This window comes from Endozoicomonas sp. ALB032 (assembly GCF_049310125.1).
Lineage (GTDB): Bacteria > Pseudomonadota > Gammaproteobacteria > Pseudomonadales > Endozoicomonadaceae > Endozoicomonas_A.
Map to the genome: position 1 here is coordinate 5,527,968 of NZ_JBLYNW010000001.1, position 18,554 is coordinate 5,546,521.

The 18,554-nt window shown below is 42.7% G+C and carries 22 protein-coding genes; 2 read left to right on the forward strand and 20 right to left on the reverse strand.

All coding sequences use genetic code 11. From position 1 onward, the window contains the following. Positions 1 to 5 precede the first annotated feature (5 nt). Positions 6 to 740 (forward strand): UDP-2,3-diacylglucosamine diphosphatase, encoded by a 735-nt coding sequence (locus ACO6VG_RS20325; RefSeq protein WP_422133985.1) that lies wholly within the window; start codon positions 6 to 8, stop codon positions 738 to 740. 75 nt (positions 741 to 815) lie between these two features. Here the strand turns inward: ACO6VG_RS20325 and ACO6VG_RS20330 are convergent, their stop codons facing one another. The 4 genes from ACO6VG_RS20330 to ACO6VG_RS20345 all read right to left on the reverse strand — a co-directional run bounded on the left by ACO6VG_RS20330 (position 816) and on the right by ACO6VG_RS20345 (position 4,733). Further along, a complete protein-coding gene (locus ACO6VG_RS20330; protein WP_422138123.1) occupies positions 816 to 1,994 on the reverse strand; it encodes a hypothetical protein in 1,179 nt (392 codons plus the stop codon). Between the two features lie 211 nt (positions 1,995 to 2,205). Then, positions 2,206 to 2,922 (reverse strand): tRNA-(ms[2]io[6]A)-hydroxylase, encoded by a 717-nt coding sequence (locus tag ACO6VG_RS20335; RefSeq protein WP_422475319.1) that lies wholly within the window; start codon positions 2,920 to 2,922, stop codon positions 2,206 to 2,208. A 114-nt stretch (positions 2,923 to 3,036) separates the two neighbouring features. Beyond that, the gene (locus ACO6VG_RS20340) at positions 3,037 to 3,480 is read right to left on the reverse strand and encodes a hypothetical protein (RefSeq protein ID WP_422475321.1); all 444 of its coding nucleotides are present in this window, start codon (positions 3,478 to 3,480) and stop codon (positions 3,037 to 3,039) included. Between the two features lie 170 nt (positions 3,481 to 3,650). Then, a complete protein-coding gene (locus tag ACO6VG_RS20345) occupies positions 3,651 to 4,733 on the reverse strand; it encodes a hypothetical protein (protein ID WP_422475323.1) in 1,083 nt (360 codons plus the stop codon). 375 nt (positions 4,734 to 5,108) lie between these two features. On the opposite strand from ACO6VG_RS20345, the gene ACO6VG_RS20350 reads away from it, so the two are divergent. Then, on the forward strand, positions 5,109 to 6,056 hold the full coding sequence (locus ACO6VG_RS20350; protein ID WP_422475325.1) for a helix-turn-helix domain-containing protein: 948 nt from the start codon (positions 5,109 to 5,111) through the stop codon (positions 6,054 to 6,056). A 119-nt stretch (positions 6,057 to 6,175) separates the two neighbouring features. Here ACO6VG_RS20350 and ACO6VG_RS20355 read toward each other — a convergent pair whose 3' ends face one another. The 16 genes from ACO6VG_RS20355 to ACO6VG_RS20430 all read right to left on the reverse strand — a co-directional run bounded on the left by ACO6VG_RS20355 (position 6,176) and on the right by ACO6VG_RS20430 (position 17,710). After that, positions 6,176 to 6,835 carry a hypothetical protein gene (locus ACO6VG_RS20355; protein WP_422475327.1) on the reverse strand — a complete coding sequence of 220 codons (660 nt, stop codon included), beginning with the start codon at positions 6,833 to 6,835 and terminating at the stop codon, positions 6,176 to 6,178. A gap of 66 nt (positions 6,836 to 6,901) precedes the next feature. Further along, on the reverse strand, positions 6,902 to 9,028 hold the full coding sequence (locus ACO6VG_RS20360) for a DNA methyltransferase (RefSeq protein WP_422475329.1): 2,127 nt from the start codon (positions 9,026 to 9,028) through the stop codon (positions 6,902 to 6,904). A gap of 2 nt (positions 9,029 to 9,030) precedes the next feature. Continuing rightward, complete coding sequence (locus tag ACO6VG_RS20365; RefSeq protein WP_422475331.1) at positions 9,031 to 9,870, reverse strand: hypothetical protein; 840 nt, start codon at positions 9,868 to 9,870, stop codon at positions 9,031 to 9,033. 229 nt (positions 9,871 to 10,099) lie between these two features. Next, entirely contained in the window at positions 10,100 to 10,660 is a 561-nt protein-coding gene (locus tag ACO6VG_RS20370; RefSeq protein ID WP_422475333.1) for a hypothetical protein, read from the reverse strand. 52 nt (positions 10,661 to 10,712) lie between these two features. Then, positions 10,713 to 10,997, reverse strand: coding sequence for a hypothetical protein (locus tag ACO6VG_RS20375; protein ID WP_422475335.1), 285 nt, complete (start codon positions 10,995 to 10,997; stop codon positions 10,713 to 10,715). A gap of 60 nt (positions 10,998 to 11,057) precedes the next feature. Further along, the gene (locus ACO6VG_RS20380) at positions 11,058 to 11,582 is read right to left on the reverse strand and encodes a hypothetical protein (RefSeq protein ID WP_422475337.1); all 525 of its coding nucleotides are present in this window, start codon (positions 11,580 to 11,582) and stop codon (positions 11,058 to 11,060) included. 477 nt (positions 11,583 to 12,059) lie between these two features. Beyond that, positions 12,060 to 12,548 (reverse strand): hypothetical protein, encoded by a 489-nt coding sequence (locus ACO6VG_RS20385; RefSeq protein WP_422475339.1) that lies wholly within the window; start codon positions 12,546 to 12,548, stop codon positions 12,060 to 12,062. A gap of 175 nt (positions 12,549 to 12,723) precedes the next feature. Further along, entirely contained in the window at positions 12,724 to 13,008 is a 285-nt protein-coding gene (locus ACO6VG_RS20390) for a hypothetical protein (RefSeq protein WP_422475341.1), read from the reverse strand. A 142-nt stretch (positions 13,009 to 13,150) separates the two neighbouring features. Continuing rightward, positions 13,151 to 13,555, reverse strand: coding sequence for a hypothetical protein (locus tag ACO6VG_RS20395; RefSeq protein WP_422475343.1), 405 nt, complete (start codon positions 13,553 to 13,555; stop codon positions 13,151 to 13,153). A 772-nt stretch (positions 13,556 to 14,327) separates the two neighbouring features. After that, entirely contained in the window at positions 14,328 to 14,975 is a 648-nt protein-coding gene (locus tag ACO6VG_RS20400; protein WP_422475345.1) for a hypothetical protein, read from the reverse strand. Between the two features lie 499 nt (positions 14,976 to 15,474). After that, positions 15,475 to 15,657: a hypothetical protein gene (locus tag ACO6VG_RS20405; protein WP_422475347.1), complete on the reverse strand. Its 183-nt coding sequence runs from the start codon at positions 15,655 to 15,657 to the stop codon at positions 15,475 to 15,477. A gap of 46 nt (positions 15,658 to 15,703) precedes the next feature. Then, the gene (locus ACO6VG_RS20410) at positions 15,704 to 15,976 is read right to left on the reverse strand and encodes a hypothetical protein (protein ID WP_422475349.1); all 273 of its coding nucleotides are present in this window, start codon (positions 15,974 to 15,976) and stop codon (positions 15,704 to 15,706) included. 135 nt (positions 15,977 to 16,111) lie between these two features. Then, a complete protein-coding gene (locus tag ACO6VG_RS20415; RefSeq protein WP_422475352.1) occupies positions 16,112 to 16,528 on the reverse strand; it encodes a transposase in 417 nt (138 codons plus the stop codon). Between the two features lie 67 nt (positions 16,529 to 16,595). Further along, complete coding sequence (locus ACO6VG_RS20420) at positions 16,596 to 16,847, reverse strand: hypothetical protein (protein WP_422475354.1); 252 nt, start codon at positions 16,845 to 16,847, stop codon at positions 16,596 to 16,598. Positions 16,848 to 16,925: 78 nt separating this feature from the next. Further along, positions 16,926 to 17,129 (reverse strand): hypothetical protein, encoded by a 204-nt coding sequence (locus ACO6VG_RS20425; protein WP_422475356.1) that lies wholly within the window; start codon positions 17,127 to 17,129, stop codon positions 16,926 to 16,928. Between the two features lie 323 nt (positions 17,130 to 17,452). Continuing rightward, a complete protein-coding gene (locus ACO6VG_RS20430; RefSeq protein ID WP_422475358.1) occupies positions 17,453 to 17,710 on the reverse strand; it encodes a hypothetical protein in 258 nt (85 codons plus the stop codon). Between the last annotated feature and the right edge of the window lie 844 nt (positions 17,711 to 18,554).

Consider the following 18,554-nt stretch of genomic DNA (forward strand, 5'->3'; position numbering starts at 1 on the left):
ATTGAATGAACATACAGTTCATTTCTGACCTGCATCTGACACCCGAACGCCCGGACATTGTCCGGGCGTTCACTTCTTTCATGCAGGAGCAGGCTTCTCAATCAGATGCTCTTTACATTCTGGGCGATTTCTTTGAATACTGGGTGGGCGACGACGCCATGGAACCCTTTCATCATGACATAGCCCGTCAACTCAAAGCCTACTCTGATTCAGGCAAGCCACTGTTTGTGATGGCAGGTAATCGTGACTTTGCCATCGGCAAGGATTTCCTGAGAATGACCGGAGCCACCTGGCTCAATGACCCCTGCGTCATTGACCTGAATGGCGAGACGGTTCTGCTGATGCACGGTGACCTGCTCTGCACGGGTGACACGCAATACCTTCGCTACCGCAAGATTATCCGCAACCCTCTGGTTCTGGGCATACTTCGCCTCACTCCACGGAGTTACCGGAAAAAACTGGCTCAAAAATTACGCAGCAACAGCAAAAAAGCCAAATCCACGAAGTCTCTGGCCATCATGGATGTCACTCCGGAGGAGGTGGTTCGGGTAATGGACAAGTATCAAGTCAAAACGCTGATTCATGGTCACACTCATCGCCCGGATACCCATGAAGTCGAACTGGCTTCAGGTACCGGAAAACGGATTGTACTTGGCGATTGGGACCGGCAGGGTTGGGTGCTGACCTGTGACGAATCAGGACTGAAAATGGACGCTTTCTGTATCGAGCCACTCCTGTAAGTTGAGATAATACCGACCCGGCACCTACTGCTATCTATCCATCTTCCAATAGCGATGATGGCTTCTTATGGATTATCATTCGTCCTTCAGGATTCCCATTGACGTTGTAGTCATATGATCCTCCCGAACAACAAATGAAGGCTGCCATGGCCACCACCCGTTAATCTCGACATGTCTTTTCCCTGAAGACCACCTGCCCAGCGGCGTATCCCAATGATAGAATTCTGTGGTGCTGGGTATTGCATCAACAAACTCCATTTTCAGGGCCAGTTCTGTTGCATTCAATGGAATACCCTCCATAGTTCTGGTCATAAAACCAACAATATCCTGATGCAGCTCCTTCTCACCTTCCGGAGTCTGGAACTTTAAGGTTGCCTTGATAAAGTAACTCCCCTTGTTTTCGAAGATGATTTGAAAAGCTTCAATCTCTTCCATCCAGTAAGGAATGACCTGCTTGCCACTAATCGACGCAAAGGTGTATGCAACAGGAACAAGATCTTCAGTTGTGGTGTTTGGTTGACTGGGCCAGATAGTGCTGATTACATCAGTATCACCCCCGGCGCTGGAGTATGATGCCTTTGCAGAACCATGCCCCAGCATGCTCTGTAAATTGCTGGCCTTGCCGGTAATACTCCACTGGGAAGAGTCTGAGAGTGACGCAACATTCATCCCGCTTTTTGCCAGAAGCACACTGGTTACCACTCCAAACCCCTGGGAAATGGCATCGGCTCCAGGATCATACATCTCCATATCTGCAGCGACTGATTTCAAGAAATCCATATTCTCATTGATAACCCGAAATGGCTCCTTCAAACTATCCTCCTTTACCAGATCCCATTGAGCCATCATCGCTCCCCGTTTGCTGAACTGCCATTTAAGGTCCGTATTTACGCTCGCTTTTGATGACTGATCATTCATTGGAAATGAGGCTACCTGAGGGCCTTTAACATGAGAAGTCGATATTTTCAGCTGTTCAGAAATGTCACCGGAAGCCACAGAGATTTTGGAAATCTGCTGCCCTGCAGAATGAAATGTTCCAGTATCAGTATCAATCACACCGATCGCACCCGGCTTAATGGCAAGATCCAGATCCCAGTTCCCCCAGAAGTTTGGCCTGACCTCTCGTATCAGAGCATTGAAACTATTCGACGGACCCTCTGGGTCAAGAATCGATAGAGAAGAACTGGAAAATAACTGTCCAGCTCCAGAAAAAAAAACGATCAGCAGCAGTGATTTTCTTTTCAGCAGGGGCATTGCATATCTCCCGAAAACCAGTATCCCAGTCAAACTGAATCAGAATGAAGGTGGGAAATCAGAGATGAGAAGCCGTAAGAATAGAGTCAGTTGAAAGCACTTTACGCAACAGCTATTGAGATAAATAAAAAATTTACAGCACAGGGTAAACCCACTAAGTATTCGATTATAGACTACGAAGCTGATCTACCATTCCCTGATTGGCTACATTTCAGGCAGTGGCCGGAACGCCACTGTGAAAACGGAAGGTTTCATCAGCGGACTCAATGGCTTCCCGTTCTACTTTGGCAAAAAAAGCCACTCGCTCTTCTATGGATTCTTCTGAAAGACTTTCTGCCAGAGTCAGGTAATCTTTGAAATGTCGACCTTCCGACTTGAGCAGTGACAGGTAAAACTTCTTCAGCTCATCATCAAGATATGGGGCCAGCTTGTGAAATCGTTCACAGGAGCGGGCTTCAATGTAAGCACCAATAATCAAGGTGTCCACCATTCGAGCGGGCTCCCAGGTTCTTACGTGCTTTCTTAGCGCTCCGGCATAACGTGAAGCTGACAGGGTTCCATAAGGAATATCCCGTTTTTTGATAATGGTCAGAACTTGTTCAAAATGCCTCAACTCCTCACGAGCCAGGCGCGACATTTTGTTGAGCAACTGAAAATGCCCGGTGTAGCGATACATCAGGTTCAAGGCAGTGGAAGCCGCTTTTTTTTCACAGTTTCGTTTTACTTCCGATTGCTTAGATGCACTCCCACTCCTATATCGACCCGCTATAGACATTGCAGACTGAGCGGCCTTGAGTTCATTATTACAGTGGTCGATAAGCAGTGTCGGTAGATTTTCAGGCTTGATGGCTTCAGCGATCCACTCTTCAGGCGTTTCGCAGGGTAGGAATTCAAGTATTGGATCAAGTAATTGCTGTGTATCAGTCATGGAGCCCCTCCTCTGGGCTCCAAGCATATATGCGCTCACTCAGCAGTGAAAGTGCATTTTTGAAGTCTTCGGCTCAGACTGACATACGATCGAAAAGCACAACCGAAACCGCCATCACATTTTTGCGTAGTCAATCACAATATGAGTCAGTGCCCTAATCAACGATTCTACACTTCTCCTATCACGAAAATCGAAACCACTTACTGCGTACCCACGACTATAAACCACCTGAAGTCCATACTTTTCAAGGACTTTGGCCAATTTAGGATCATCATGCTTATCACTAAAAACGGATAATCTTGGATTGGTTCCACATACCTGCTGGTACTGTGTATCTGCAATTTGGATTTTTACTGGAGCAGCCTGCCCCTGAAACCAGAAACCGTATCCTTTGTTTAACAACTTGCCTTTGCTCGTAGCGATCAACTCATCACGCCACTCGTGTGGCTGTTTACTATGATCCGGTTCGAAAGAGTCGTCATATACATCGTTTTCAGATGGCTGAATTGTATCTTGAGCCTGCTGAAGGAGATCATCGAGATCATCATTGGAATTCATCGATACACCTTTGGCTATTAGAGGATTTTTGAAATGTGTCATTGTTCCATCTTCAGGCAGACAACCTTAATGCGTATCTATACTTATTTCACCAAAAAGATTTTGATTTGACATTGCAATGGATGCGTAATAAAAACACACGAACGGGAGGCACGAAGGGATTAGTCTCTCTATATTTCTTTTATTCCATTTTCTTTTATGTATTTTGCTATTGTGCATATCCTTTCGGTGCTGCTCTCCCGACTCTTTTCAGTAAGTTCAGAGAAATCTATATCCAGTCGTTGAGCTATATATTCAAGAACGCCAAAACCACCATAAAACCTCTCCTCACTCACACAAATGCGCTGCTTATCATGTATTAAGTTCCCGTTCAGCCAATAACCAACTGTGCACTTGGCCATATTATTAATGGAATCAATGCTACTGAGAGTATCTGCATATAAAAACCAATAAGAGGCTCGAAATGAGTCACCATCAACTAACACTTCAAATTCGCTTGAAGGAGGCAACTCTGACAGTAGACACTGAACCCTGTCTCTGTGTGTAGCTCTATTCTTCTCCACTCTTGCCCTATAGGCTGAGTCATTGAGGATTTTGTCCTCACCAAGTCCTCGCCTGATTCTCTTGCATGTCGGGCAGGAGTTTGTGTTTTGGACATCAATATTAGTGGGTCTGCCCCTAAACTCTATTCCGTGGATATTGCAACGATAATACGCTTCACGAGCATTGACGTATTTGATCAACTCAAACGTTAACGATTTTTCCGAATTAAGCCGCCGGTGGTTTGCTTCACCCCTTTTCCTATTGTTGAGCCTCACGCAATCAATGCAGATTCTGTTTTTTCCAGTAAAAATAGCTTGATAAGTAGTTTGCCTCGTTTTGAGGCATTGAGTGCAAGGATATTGTGCCTTTGTTACCGATGTTAAATTTGGTGGCCACTTCGAGCGGCAGTCCTCCACCACATCCTGCGGAATACCCAGCTCAATCAAACGTTTGCTAGCAACTTCAGGCGTTAATGTGTTTCTCGGCGTGACTTTTTTCTCAGATGATACATAAGAGTAACTCAATACAGTGATTCCCTTGTACTCCTTCCGATGACCAGATAACAGTCCCATTACTCCTGTATCGGTACCCGTCAGATTGAGCTTCAGACCCAAGCGTTCAAAGTGCAACCCGATCTGATCCCTCAGGCTTCTTTTCGTCTGTCCCTCAAAACGAATAGCCTTCCCCTGATATAAAATTTCACAAAACACCCCACAAGACTCCTTTAAGTAGCCGTGGAGCCATCGTAGCGATAATGCATATGTGTATTTAATATGGGATTGTACTAAGCTTGATGTGGAAATAGAGGATTGAACCTATCAAACGACATATCAAATAGAATTATAACCTAACAAATTAAATTTAGACAGATAAATCATCTACCACACTTCTGAGCCTTCAGATCAGAAAACCCTCGCTGCAAAGAGATTTCTCTCGTCGTTGGCGAACTTCACTCTCTTAGCCTTAGACCATTAATCCGTACGAGATATTTACTAAATATTTATTGCATTTTAGTAAACCGACAGCTATCTTGTTATGTAAAACAAGGGTATATGTTTACTAACAAAATTTATGAGGTAGCCATCATGTCTTCAAATCTGATCAAGTTAGCACTCAAAGATCTCCAGATAACTCAGAAAGAGCTGGCGTTAAGGCTCGGCGTGTCACCTGCACAAATCACTAAGTGGAAAGCGGATGAATATATGTCCCGCGATATGAGTGAAAAAATTAAGGGTATTTTGGATCTCGATCAGCTAGATCCAGATGTGGTTTATTGGACAGGGGGCGTAAAGGAGGCCAATAAGTGGTACACGCTGGTTGAATATTTGGCTGAAATGGCCGAGGAAAATGCGGAGTGTAACTATAACACTCAGCCTTTCGATGATGATATGGGGTTACTGTTATTCTACGTCCTTCGAAGTCTAACCGAAGCAGGGATTGAGATACCGAAGACGTTTCCAGCAGACATTGATTTTGATTATTCAATGGACTACGACGAAAATGAAGAGCTTTTTGACTCCCTTATCAGGGTTAATCCGTATTCAAGTCTTATATATGAATTACTTATTGCTTGGGCTCAATTATATGATTTTTATGCTGCATTCGTTTCAGACATTACTTATGATGATGAACTTGGACTATTTGAAGATTGTCGTGAATTAGAGTTTTGTTTGCCTCCTCTTGCTCTAACCAAAATAGGAAAAGAAAATGAATTACTGACAAACTACAATGATTTCCGATATAAGACAGAAAAGTATTCTGAAAAACTAATTAACGAAATAAAGAGACAAGCCGTAAAAGCTGGACACCCACTAAAAGCTGAATTATACCATCTCATCTCGCGTGATCCCGGCTCTTTGGTTCACGAGGCAGAGGCGGAAGCATTTGGATTTAACGATGACAGAATACATCCAGATGTCTACATGAATGAGATTCTGACAAATTTGAGGCTTATACATCAGGTACTGCCTGCCATCTGTGAGAAGCTGGATGTGGAGTTAACTATTGAACGGTCAGAACTTTCAGCTAGGTAGGATATTTTTTCTAAACTAAAGCGAGGTGCGGCCCATTGGACCGCACCTCTCTCTTCGACCTCTATAGTCATCAGCACCACTAAAACTCTCTTCATGCTTCCTCCTGAGAGAGCCACTCCTTAAAGGCTTTTTAGGTTATCATAAAGTTCCATTACATCTTTATGTCGCGAGACCAGTGTACCATATTCAGGAGTCATGAATCCCGAAAGCGTTGATTCCTGAATAGAATATCGAAGACTCACATGCTCCTCGAATAGCTCGAGAAAGCACTTTTTGTTCTTCATGAAAAACTCATCAAGCTCTTGTTCATTGAAGAAACCGTGCTCCCTAGCCGAGCAATTTGTATATGGATTCCACAAAGAACCTTCTTTAGCAAAGAACTCATATGCTTGCAGTTCTAGGGTTTCAGTATTCAACTTATCAAGAAAGTTACAACGTTTTAAGCCAGCATCTATGAAGCCTGAACGCAGACTTGCAATTTGTTCAGACTGCTCAAGATAATTTTCACAGAACTTTGCTAGATAAACTATGGTATCAACATACTCACGCGCTACTTTAAGTGGGTCACCAACCACAGGTTCATCGTTCATTCTATTCAAGCGAGCATCAATCTTAATCAGATTTGGTATGATCTGATCTAGAGTGGATTTATGTTTTTCGTGAGCTTCCATCTCATACTTGAAATTCTTCAGTTCATCAAATATCGACTGAGGCTGATATTGATGCTGGTTTACATACCCAGTTGGCATGTTATTCTGAAATAGGAAAGGTCTATTCATAATTCTGATACCTAAAAGAGGATGACACTGACGAAGCAGTGCCGTGCCAATATGCAGATAAATCGGTCAGATGTCCAGAGCAGGCAGCGACTTCACTATTTTCATCGCTGTTGACTGTATGGTTGTTTTTGCCGATGCACATTCAGCAATGGCCCACTCGATTAAGCCAACAGTCATTTCACTACTCAGTCGTGAACAGGAGGCAACAACTATTGCTTGGGAACATGCAATCACAAATCGATCACCAGAACTGAGACTACGGCCAACCTCATCAAATCGATCAGTATAATCATTGAAGCGGCGCTGAATCTCTCTTTTGGGTTCGACGATGACTGGAGCTTCAACTTCTTTCTTGCAAACCAAAATCGCATCAATATTAATGGGATCTTTGGCTGCACTTTTAGGACTTGCTACAGACATTTCTGCCTTTACCGGATGTGCCGCAACAATATCAAAACCAGCCCCGGTTACAGCATTGTAGATAGCCATCCAACCATCAATGTTGGAGTGATGGTAGCTGAAGCAAAGAAGCCCATCCTCTTTCAAGACGCGGTTACACTCCTGAAAAATACTACGGATTTTTCGAGTAAAGCTGCCACAGTCTTTATCCTGGACCTCATTTTCATGCGAAGAATCTACTCTATTGAGATATCCATATTCACCACCTAAAGCGTTAGTCAGCCAAGCATAGAAAAAGTCACTCAGCTCACTATAATGAACGAAATCAAAATAAGGCGGGTCAGTTACCACAGCATCAACGGAAGCATCAGGGATAGGCAAAGTAGAACTATCTCCGTTTAGCACCAAAGCTCCCTGCCTTGCAGAACAAAACTCGTCCCAAGAGCTAGTAACGGTAACATCTATAGGATCGCTACAAACCACTTTCTCTGAGGCACGACCGCTTCCACGTGTATTCAAAGAAATCTCAAAGGGCTTATCCAGATATGTTTTGGCCTTTATCAGTCTGCTCTTGAACAGAGTGGAAAAAGTGCCACTGCTCTTAGGCGTACCCCATACACTGTTTTCAAGAGGAGTCCTCTCAGGTTTCAGAATATGATTGGAGAACATATGCCGAACAGCACCAGTGCCCTCGCCCTTGAAACTACAGAACAAGTTGTTGAACTCAAGTGTGCCACTGAAGAGGCATACGAAGTGGTCACGGACAACCTTACTTTCTATCTTTAGTATTCTCTCAAGAAGCAAACCTAGACAGAGTAACTGCCGATCATTGAAAAAAACTCGCCACGAGTTGTAGTTATAACCTCTAGCCTGATCCGTATTATGACCGGGACGGACCATCATAGTCGGCAAGGGCAATACGCCTTCAAGCTCTGCGAGGCGATCACGAGCCTCCGCCAGAAGATTAAAATCAAATTCTGTTGGCTTGATGTAAACCTTATTGCCTGCTTCATCAAGAGCCATCACAGCATATAGCTTATGACTGGGAGGCTTACCAGAGTTAGCTATTAAGTCTTTGATCTTGTATTCATTGCCTTCTGAGTCAACGACCTTTGCCCCTCTAGCTGGGCCTGCCTGGGGGTTGAATTCGTGCGAACAGCAAGGGCATTCAACCTCTGTACTGTTGTATTTTTCTACAAAGATGGACTCGCATGAAGGACACCAAATTTGTGAATCTGGTTTCTTGCTTGGGTAGGCGTTTTTACTGAATACGTAGCTCGAAAACAGTGGAATTTCTTCAGCTGATGGAGTTGTGACCACCTTTACCCAAAAATAATATAGAGCTTGCGTAGGCTTGCTAGAGTTCGGCACCGTAGTAGTGTAGTAATGCAAAATGCTTTTCTTGATGTCCCTTTCAATCAGCTTGAATTCGTTCTCTAGCTCCAGTGGATCTACTCTGGTCAATGCCTGTGAAACCATGAACGTACTAACAGGGTTCACGTCGCAGCCAATGACATTAGCACCCAATTTTGCAGCTTCACCCAACGTCGTCCCTGACCCCATGAACGGATCAAGAACAACTTTACCTGAGTGCTTCTGGCGAGCATGGAAATCTACCCACTCACCTTCAGTCAGAGCCCCTGAGACGATGGAGCGAAAAACGCTCCCCAAGCGCTTTGCCCACCACTTGTGAATATGATAGATGGGTCGATTGATCTCCTTTCGGTAGCTTTCGTTCTCAGCTATAGGATCGATCTTTTCGAATGGAAAGTCTGTTTCAATAACGTGTTTCAAAGTTATGCACTCAGTACTGGCATAGATGCCGATGTTCTTTTTTTGGCCTTTCGAGTCTTACAGTCAGCGAAAATATCTTGAATTGCTACAGGTGGTGCTGTGGAAACCTGCTTACCGTTATCGATGATGTTGTATAAGAAAACATTACCTTGAACATCAACTCGAGACACTTCCTCTGTGGCTAAATGCGAAATCCCTAAAGTGGAACAATCATACTGCTTCCCCACAAAAACTTTTCTGGTGTGAAAGCAAGTCAGCTTGTAATTCAGTGGATTCGGGTATGTATACATAGCTCTATGGCGAACTGATCCCTCACCATATGGACCATGATGATACTCTGATTGGTTAGCAACTTTGGCTTGCTTGTGAAGGTCAAAATCGTAATTTATGAAGTCACCGTGCATCAGGATGAAGGTTACAATGCTAGAGCTATCGTTGCTCAGAAGAGCATATAAGTAGTAGCAAGGAATATCTACAGTGCTGTTCCCAACTTTTATCATGGCTGTGCCACACGGCAAGCAGCTATTGTAATCCATCGTCAAACCGCGAGAGTCGGTGCCATTGGCTTTCTGTATCAATTTCTTCACTTCGATCCCAACAATCACGCCAGACCGCCTATCTCGGATAATGATATCTGGTGTGGTCAACTTACCCGAACTGGTGACTTCTAAATCTGGGAACGCTTGCTGAATTTCTTGGTGAATAAGGCAGTCGAAAGGGTCATCCTGCACTGTCCCCACCAAAGCTGGAGCGCGGAGATCAATAGGTATCACGCCATTTACAGTCAGACCATAAAAGTGATCGTAAACACTCTTCATTATCTGTTGGGCACTATGGAACATTGCTCTACTCTTCAAGGTGACTTCAGCTGCATAGTCTGACTTGAATCCGCGCCCATTGATACTATGTATTTTTCACTGCAACGGGATTAGACGATAGTTCAATAGTCCGATAAGCCTTAAATTTGGCTACAGGATTAGACTTAACGAGAAGCTCTAAAGAAGGTTTTTTGTGGGTATGTTTACTATTGACATGAACCAGTAAGCGCCCTCGAGTGGGGCGCAGGAGAGATCAATCTTTCTTTTCGAGTAGCTCGGCTTGCACTTCCACAGTCATTTCCATATACGGAACTTTGTGGCTCGCATGGACAGAGGAGCTTGCAGCCATGCTGTTAATGGAATATTTGGAGCTGCCCGTCTGTTCCATCAGATACGACTGAAACTTCGTCTTAGGCCAGACGTACCTTTGCGCTGTGGACCATGAATACACTTCCTTAATGAATCCAGTGATCGTATGCAGTTGCGTATTGTACTTAGGTGCATCCTCGGGGAATTCATAATCCTCTGGAGCGTTGGGAGCCCAACTCTTTTTTCTTGGCTCGGTACGGGGACCTCGACGCCTGTCCACTTTAGGAGTATCGGGGACCTCGACATCATCTCCAGTGGATACTGGTTCATCTTCAGCCAGACGTTCTTCAATCAGCTTGGCTACCTTCTGATTGGTCTCAGCTTTACTTCCGATTCTCTTGAAATTGGAGCCAGTCAATTCGTTGAATATCTCGATGGCTTCTTTTAATGAGAGTTCGCCAGCTTGAGATGCTTTGAGCGATGTCTCCAAATCTTTTCTATTCACTTTAAATTCTCCTTAGTTGGTAATAAGACCTTCCAACCATTTTCTAAATGGATCAACGATGATCTTTAATTGTTGTCCTATTGCCCTTGTCATCGGTGATGCATTGCTTCTTATATCCGCAATCTTGGACCTTAACTCTGGTTCGATTCCCTTTATCATCTTCAATGTAGTAGGTTGAACTTTTACTGGTTGAATGCCCGTCCTTGATTCGATATGAACCGTTTTCAGTTTCAACTCGAGTCGTTTTACCAGTTTCATAAATACGAACGTCAGAAGCGGAGGCGACACCTGAGAATGCAAGAGCAAAAATGATCGAAGTGATAATTGATTTGAACATTTTGTTTTCCTCTGAATTTAGGGATTAGCTTCCTTGCTACCCCCATTGAAGGTCAACGGATTAGATCATAGTACAATCGTATTCCACCTTGATCGACATGTTTGTGTCACCGCTTGTCATCTTAATTAACGGAATCGCATATGCCGCCAGTTCCAACGTCGAGCCCGTCGTAACATCCACAAAAGTGTTATCCGAAGCTGCATCAATCTGTACTGGGTTGATAGCAACATTATTACTTTGCTTCCCTTTCAGATTAAAATAAACGTTATTGGCTTCGTAGTGTTCTCCGGTAATGTAATCAAGGATACCGCCCGAGGTTATGATCTCGCTGAATTTCAATTTACCCATTCCCGATCCCGCTACTTCACCGCTGTAATTGGAATAAGTAGTAAACTTCGTTGTATTACTGACTCCATCAACACCAAAACGAATCCCACCGTCGCCAGTGTCAGTAATCTCGATGCCACAAGTAACAGGAACAGTTCCAGAGAAGTTAAGTCGCACAACACTTTCTGGAGCAGCAAATGCATTGAAACTTACAAAACCGATAACAGCACCAGCGGTTAACAGCATTACGTTTTTCATTATTATCACCTTTTGATTGTGAATCTGTCGTCTTCAATAATTCTGTTTCAGACAACTATTTACATTGGAGAGTCATCGTTGATTGAACATCTCCATTGGCTGTTAATTGGTAAGGCTTATTACCTTCAACAATTATATTACCGCCGTTAGAATTAACCGTCTGACCGTCATTAACGAGCAAAGAAGCGTTTTCGTTGTCGAACTCGCTAAACGTTAAGGTCGAATCACCTTCGAAGTTTTGTTCCACAAGCAAGTCAATTATATTTCCATCCAGTAGAGTGAACTTCCCTCTGGATCGACCTGAACGAAACGCACGAAGTCCACAAGTCCTTGGGACTCTTCCGGTGAATGTCAGATTAACTTCATTAGCGAGGACGTGAGGTGCAATGAATAGAAGACTTGCGATGATGGCTCTGGTCGATTGTTTCATTTGGGAGTCCAGAGAAGGAAGAGCCCCGAAGGGCTCAGGAGGGAGAGTTAGTTGCAGGTAGCAGTAATAGTTTGCTCTGCGGTATAGCTTATTGGATCATATGTATTTTCAGGATTAACGAAGTAAGCGAACAATTTAATATCAGTATTCGGCTTCACGGCCGCTACCTTTGTATTGGTACTACTGCCATTATATAACTTGTCAATTGAACTGCCGCCCGTATGCGTGTACTCAGCAAGAAGAGATAAATCGGACCCATGCCAAACGACGTTATCGCCCCTCTTAGTGTCAGTTTTTGTTACAGTGAACTCAGTGTTGGTCGTATTATTACCAACGATCCTGAATACTGCTGCGGCGGTATCGTCACCTTTGCCGTTAAAGGTTATATCGCCGGTAGCTTCCTTCACTTCCATACCACACATCTCTTTCGCCGTGGCATTGAACTCAAAAGTACTCGTACCGCCCGACATAGCAGCTTGAGCAGTACCAGCAGCAACAGTAAGGGCGATGGCAGCAGCAACAATAGAGGTTTTCATTTATATCACCTTTCGGTTTTGGTTAATTCAATTAGTTCGTTTTGAACTTGCGTTTACTATCTTTCCGAATCAGTTTCAGGTAAACGCTTAATTTCAATTTATTTTGAAACTTTATTTACCAATCTCTGGTACCACGAAAAGCCCCAACTAAGGAGCTTGTACGCGTTTTCATCTTTTATTCCATTGAGGAGGCCCAATCCAGCTTACTGGCACCCTGAAGCAATTTCAGCTTAGCTTTCATTTCTTCCAACTCTAATCTCTTACGCTCCATAGCGTACTCATAAAGAATGGAACAATCTGGAACACGCTGACCGAACTTATAAGTCAATTTAACCCCAACGGATCTGTCGTCGCTCATATCGGAGGAGAAATTATCCCCAGCATTGTAATCGTTATCGTAATTACTCCCTTCTGCATACAGTTCCAATTCATATGGTTGATCATCACTCGAACAACTCATCCCATCCGAATCCCTGAATGAGGATGATGCGTTTACAATTAGTGGAAGACTTAGAAGTATTCCCGCTATGATTTTAGTTTTCATTTCGTAATCCCGATTTCGTTTCCAGTACCTTCCTTGAATCAGAAAGTACAGACAACGCTTATTGAACCCAAGCCAAAACAGCCTTCATGCACACTTGGGCCCTTAACATCGTCCCGCTATCAGCACTTAATACGCAAATATTGAAGGACTGCGGAGAATTCGGTTTATCAATCTGAACTGGTACTTGGATCAATCTGGTCTGCTTACTCTCCAAATGAATCCTCTTGATTACTTCGCCATCAACCAAAATTTCAAATTCACCAGCACTGTTATTCAAATTGCCAGCTGTAATCGGAACCGTACGAACCGGAGAACTGCTAATAGCTTCCATCATCATTTCTATGTAACGATCAGATCCAGCTTCAACGTCTTTCGAGAAGCCATAGGATATTGGGGATATGCTGGTTGAGTTGGCAGCCATTGTAACGGTCATCAAAGAAGCGGCCAGTAACTTTTTAAACATGATTTATCTCTCTTGATGTTTGCGTACACAATCTATCTTCATGATTCAGAAGACAACGGGATCTACATAATTTGTCTCTGACACTCTTTCGCGAGATCTGGATACACATCAGATATCATCCTCAATATCCTATTCCTAAGATACATAAAGGCAGAGTGACTTCTGTAGAATTGGTTAGAAGCGTCATCATATGAACGGCCACCTACAAGAACTGCATGGTGCCTTATGTGATTTACGTTATCACGATCGGATTCGCAGGGCAGATCAATCTTGGAAACTTCGATTGGAATCGAGGCAGCAAGCTCCATCAATTGATTCGAACGTTGATAAAGTCTCCGGCGACGTGCTCTGTCATCGCGACACATGGAAGATTGGATACTCTTTTTGGTTCGATTATAACTTCCACGCCATTTGGACGTTGGCTCTATGACTCTACTTGAATACATTATTAACCTCATTTCGAAAGAGGCCGCGATTATCGCGGCCACTTGACATTAATAGTTGACGTACACTTCCTTTACATCACGAGTGACATTCGTCTTGGTTCGAGTAATCAAGCCACCCAAATACTTTGATGTTATTGTTGTACGAACCTCGATAAAGGCCAACTTTTTGTTCGAACTGATCTTACGAAAATTAACTGTTCTCTCCACCTGAACCGATGATGTTGGACTGATCGGAGTCTTAGCAGAAGTACGGATCATGTCTCGATAAAAGTGCATTTGATTCTCTCGTTTGCGTTTGAATTGAGTACACTATCCGATAATTCAATTCAGAGGAGAACGTTTGATTTGTATTCTTGATATTGGGCCTTGCATAAACCATTCAAATACGATCGGATACCGACTTTGGATAAGCCTGTAGTCTCATGAATGTTATTAATGAGCTCACCCCTCTTGAAAACATAATTAGTAGCTGTCGCCCACCGGAGTAGATCACACACATAATTAACTTTGGAGCCATTGAACGTAGGTTTATTAATCGTTGTTTCAATCTTATCAGCACCACATTCAAACAGTGATGTAGTTCCTATGACCTTATAGATTGCTTCCACACGATGTTTACTGCCAGCAGACCAATCCTGGACTTCGCCATCAATCAATGCCAGAACGTGATTCCTTACCAAAATAAGATAGCGTCCAGTGGGAAGGGCTCTTGTTGCTGAAGTTATCGTTTTGTGGCCTGATTCGTAAACATCCTGAATGCACTCGACGGCTCCTTCTTTCTGCATAGTCGATAGGACATTCCACATATTGGTGCCCTTCCCTTTTACGCGAGAGCCTGAGCGTATCAGTGCAGAATTAACCTGATCGACATCAGCATCAAAAACAGCTGCCAATGCTAATGGTCCGCAGAAATTTTTATCGCCTTGGAGGGAAAGATGAGAGTGAGTTTGTTTGTAGAGTTGTTGTCTGTTCATTTTCGTACCCTTGATTTGTTAAGTAGATTTTCCTACATCTTCTAAATCAAGGGCACAGGCAATCGAGGTTAGAGAGAAAGTGTTTTTTCCCACTTCTTCGATCGCCGGAAAACGGGATAGTGGATCAAGAAACTCACTCACGTTCGTTTTTTTCGAACGTCACGCGAAAACCGTATCGAATTCAAAAAAAAATAAAAAAAATGGGCCGGGAAGGGGAAGGGGAAGGGAAAATAATATAGAAGCCAATTGGCGTATAATAAATCCAGATTGTGGGGAGAGTGGATAAGTTGGACATATGCAAAATACACCATCTCAACTGTATAATCTACAGGCCAACACGATTTTATTTATCAATATCCATGATCAATCAAACTGATGCGTTAATCGAACTAATTCCTATTTAGTCCGAGCCAGCAGACACAAAAAAGCCCACTCTATGGTGGGCTTGTTTATTAGCGGCTTGGCAGGGCCGCGCCTGATTGAATGATTGGATCGATTGTTAACGATTCCACTGAGCTCTCATTAACACATCATTCTCGTAGTCACGGATAGCAGCTTCCATCTCATCAATCATTTCAACCAGATCATCAATCACTGAATCGTCGGTGGCCTTATACAGTTCATCTTTCAATTCGTTTAGTGTGGCTATTGCTTTGTTGTAGTCAGTTTGGTTAGCAATCATTTGTCTCTCTCCTCAAGTGATATGGCTACTATCCAACAATTACTAATCACTGGGCACTGATGATCTTATATTTTTTGAACCAAGATTCATCGTGTGTTTCGGACACTTCGTATTCAACTGTTTGGACTTCCCACCTGCTTTTATCTTGATTGACAACAGATTGGCCTTTAACTTCTAATTGAGGTTTTGGTTGGATGTTCAAAGTGATACCGAATGATGAAGTGTCTCCGACTTTACCTTGAGTGGCTCCAAAGGATGGAACAGCAGCCAGAATCAATGCTCCGAAAGCAACTCCTTTGATGATTGTTTGAATGTTCATGACTACCTACCCAACTGCTTAATTACTATGGGTAGCATCAACGATATACATTCAGAAGGGCACAGGATTTCAGTAGTGGATTATCACCATACATAAAAAAGCCCACCGAAGTGGGCCTTGTTGACTTTTGATTGATTAAGCGATAGCTGCTTTATAAGCGTTGTACTCTTCACGTGCATGAGTATGGAAATAAGAAACCACAGCATGCTTTGACATTTCAAACTGTTCCATCACAACCTTTCTGAGTACACCACGTTCACATTCGATCAACTGTTCAGCCATCAACTTGAACAATGCTTTCAATCGACTCAGCTTGGAGCCCATCTCCAATTTCTGGATAATGACAACCATCTGTTCGTGACTACAGAATCGACCACACACTTCTTCTACTTCATTGGAGCTAACCACTTCTTCAACTTCAGCATCTTGAGCAGCTTGAATCCAACGTTTAACGGTTCTTGGATCGATGCCGTATTGCTTAGCAACGTCTTTAACTTCAGCATCTTGAGCAGCTTTAACAACTTCAGCTTTGAATTCGATTGAGTATTTCATTTCTGTATTTCCGTGGTTTCGTTTAACTTGAGTACACTATCCAATAGATTGGTCAGGTGGACAACAATTATTCAAACGGTCCAAATAAATCTTCATTATCAAGTTGATTGAAATCAGCCATTACTTTATCTTCGTATTCACGAATGGCATCTTCCAGAACAAAGTGATAGGTTTCCAAGTCAATCATTTCCAATTCATCAGCGTGTTGAATTCTCTTTTCAACTTCCTGTATACGCTTCAGAGCTTCACTGTATTGCCGTTGGGTGATAATAGTGACACCCATTTCAATCGCTTCTTCCATTTCAATTTCAAAGTTCATAACTGCTCTCCAATTGATATGGCCCATTATCCAATGGAATTATCGGATGGGACAACGCATCCCATCGAATAATTTCACTCAGAATCCAGTCAGCCAACTATTCTTCAATGATTGGAAGCTTGAATAGCCATCATTCACGTATATGTCAAATCCAACAAATTGAATCTCGCATACATTGAACACATCTATAATGTATCCCTCTGACTTGTATTCAAAGTCATAGTCACGTTCGATCAGCAGGTTGATGACTTCTTTCAGATGCTTGATGTGTGCTTGTGTCATTTCGGTCTCTCCGTTAATTGATATGGCTATCTTCCAACCAATCCTATGATTGGGCAACGTTCTTATCAAATTTATTTCTCGCGATTACAGCTACAGCAAAAGCTACAATCCATAATGGCCACACGACCAAGCTGGCTATATTCAACCAGAAAACTAATCTACACTTTTCAGTTGGTTGAGCAATGGCATATGGATAGAACACGAAATAAAACGCGACAACTAACATGAATATTAAAATTATGATCTCTAACATTTGTTTTTCTCCTCAAGTGATATGGCCATCTTCCAACCAATCCAGAGATTGGTCAACCAATCCCAATTAATTATTCATCAAATCCAAACTCACCGAACACGTCATCGAGTGTGTCCCAAAGCTCATCAATCAATTCTTGTTGACCGACAGTCTTGCTTGGCATGTTCTCCAAATCACACACTTCCAAACATAATGTCCATACACTCTCAAGAAATTCTTTGTCTTCGAAAAATACAACAATCTCTTGGCTAAATTCATCGGCCAGAGTGATTTGGTCATTCTTTCTGATGAATGTTACTTCGTTTTTGATTTTCAATTCCTTATACATTTGGATGTCTCTGTGGTTTTTTTTAACTTGAGTACACTATCCAACCATCCATTCCAGTCGACAACGGATTGCTCCAAATAATTTAAAACTTTTTACCTATATAGAAGGACCCGGTTCTAAGCTGTCGCCTCCCATATTTAAAGCGATTTGACAACATTAGTAGTACAATGAGTTAGCTCTTGTTTTAAACGTGTTTAAAAGCCGATTGCTACGCAGCAGGTATAACCACTGAAAATATATTTAGATTGATATACACGTTCATTCAAAGTCTGATACCGAGATACCGTCGATTATCAATTTCTGGATTTTTGTGCTGTTGACTTTTTGGTAAATCGTTTAGAGACGTTTATTTTGAATACCGATTTGCTAAATCATTTTCCGACAGAGATCAACGGCCCAAATTTATTTTGTTGGAGCTGTTGATTTGCCCAATGGATTATGGGGGATAATTGACTTAGATTTGAGATACCAATTTGTTGGCCAATTCAACGATTAATATTTATTTTGTTGGAGCTGTTGATTTGGCCACATGGGTATAGTAGATAATTGACTTAGATTTGAGATACCAATTTGTGGGCCAATTCAACTGGGCCAATTTATTTTTTTGGAGCTGTTGACCTTTTGGTCGGAATGGTAGGAGGAGTACAAAAGGTGGAAACCCACCATTGACCTTTTGATTGAAATATTGGAGTCAATTGTGGATGAGAATGAGTTACATTAACGGAGGGAGGTTATGGTGGAAATCCACTACTCATATGGAGGTGAAATTTTTTCAGTGGTTCAAAATCCGACGATTTTTCCCTACTCATATGGAGGTGAGATTTTTTCAGTGGTTTGAAATCCG

Bases quoted from the DNA above. Each gene is read 5' to 3' on its own strand.
- ACO6VG_RS20380 (WP_422475337.1), bottom strand. From the start codon at position 11,582: ATGAAAAACGTAATGCTGTTAACCGCTGGTGCTGTTATCGGTTTTGTA.
- ACO6VG_RS20355 (WP_422475327.1), bottom strand. From the start codon at position 6,835: ATGAATAGACCTTTCCTATTTCAGAATAACATGCCAACTGGGTATGTA.
- ACO6VG_RS20400 (WP_422475345.1), bottom strand. From the start codon at position 14,975: ATGAACAGACAACAACTCTACAAACAAACTCACTCTCATCTTTCCCTC.
- ACO6VG_RS20430 (WP_422475358.1), bottom strand. From the start codon at position 17,710: ATGTATAAGGAATTGAAAATCAAAAACGAAGTAACATTCATCAGAAAG.
- ACO6VG_RS20330 (WP_422138123.1), bottom strand. From the start codon at position 1,994: ATGCCCCTGCTGAAAAGAAAATCACTGCTGCTGATCGTTTTTTTTTCT.
- ACO6VG_RS20375 (WP_422475335.1), bottom strand. From the start codon at position 10,997: ATGTTCAAATCAATTATCACTTCGATCATTTTTGCTCTTGCATTCTCA.
- ACO6VG_RS20395 (WP_422475343.1), bottom strand. From the start codon at position 13,555: ATGTTTAAAAAGTTACTGGCCGCTTCTTTGATGACCGTTACAATGGCT.
- ACO6VG_RS20405 (WP_422475347.1), bottom strand. From the start codon at position 15,657: ATGATTGCTAACCAAACTGACTACAACAAAGCAATAGCCACACTAAAC.
- ACO6VG_RS20325 (WP_422133985.1), top strand. From the start codon at position 6: ATGAACATACAGTTCATTTCTGACCTGCATCTGACACCCGAACGCCCG.
- ACO6VG_RS20340 (WP_422475321.1), bottom strand. From the start codon at position 3,480: ATGAATTCCAATGATGATCTCGATGATCTCCTTCAGCAGGCTCAAGAT.
- ACO6VG_RS20350 (WP_422475325.1), top strand. From the start codon at position 5,109: ATGTCTTCAAATCTGATCAAGTTAGCACTCAAAGATCTCCAGATAACT.
- ACO6VG_RS20410 (WP_422475349.1), bottom strand. From the start codon at position 15,976: ATGAACATTCAAACAATCATCAAAGGAGTTGCTTTCGGAGCATTGATT.
- ACO6VG_RS20385 (WP_422475339.1), bottom strand. From the start codon at position 12,548: ATGAAAACCTCTATTGTTGCTGCTGCCATCGCCCTTACTGTTGCTGCT.
- ACO6VG_RS20425 (WP_422475356.1), bottom strand. From the start codon at position 17,129: ATGACACAAGCACACATCAAGCATCTGAAAGAAGTCATCAACCTGCTG.
- ACO6VG_RS20420 (WP_422475354.1), bottom strand. From the start codon at position 16,847: ATGAACTTTGAAATTGAAATGGAAGAAGCGATTGAAATGGGTGTCACT.
- ACO6VG_RS20415 (WP_422475352.1), bottom strand. From the start codon at position 16,528: ATGAAATACTCAATCGAATTCAAAGCTGAAGTTGTTAAAGCTGCTCAA.
- ACO6VG_RS20335 (WP_422475319.1), bottom strand. From the start codon at position 2,922: ATGACTGATACACAGCAATTACTTGATCCAATACTTGAATTCCTACCC.
- ACO6VG_RS20390 (WP_422475341.1), bottom strand. From the start codon at position 13,008: ATGAGTTGTTCGAGTGATGATCAACCATATGAATTGGAACTGTATGCA.
- ACO6VG_RS20365 (WP_422475331.1), bottom strand. From the start codon at position 9,870: ATGTTCCATAGTGCCCAACAGATAATGAAGAGTGTTTACGATCACTTT.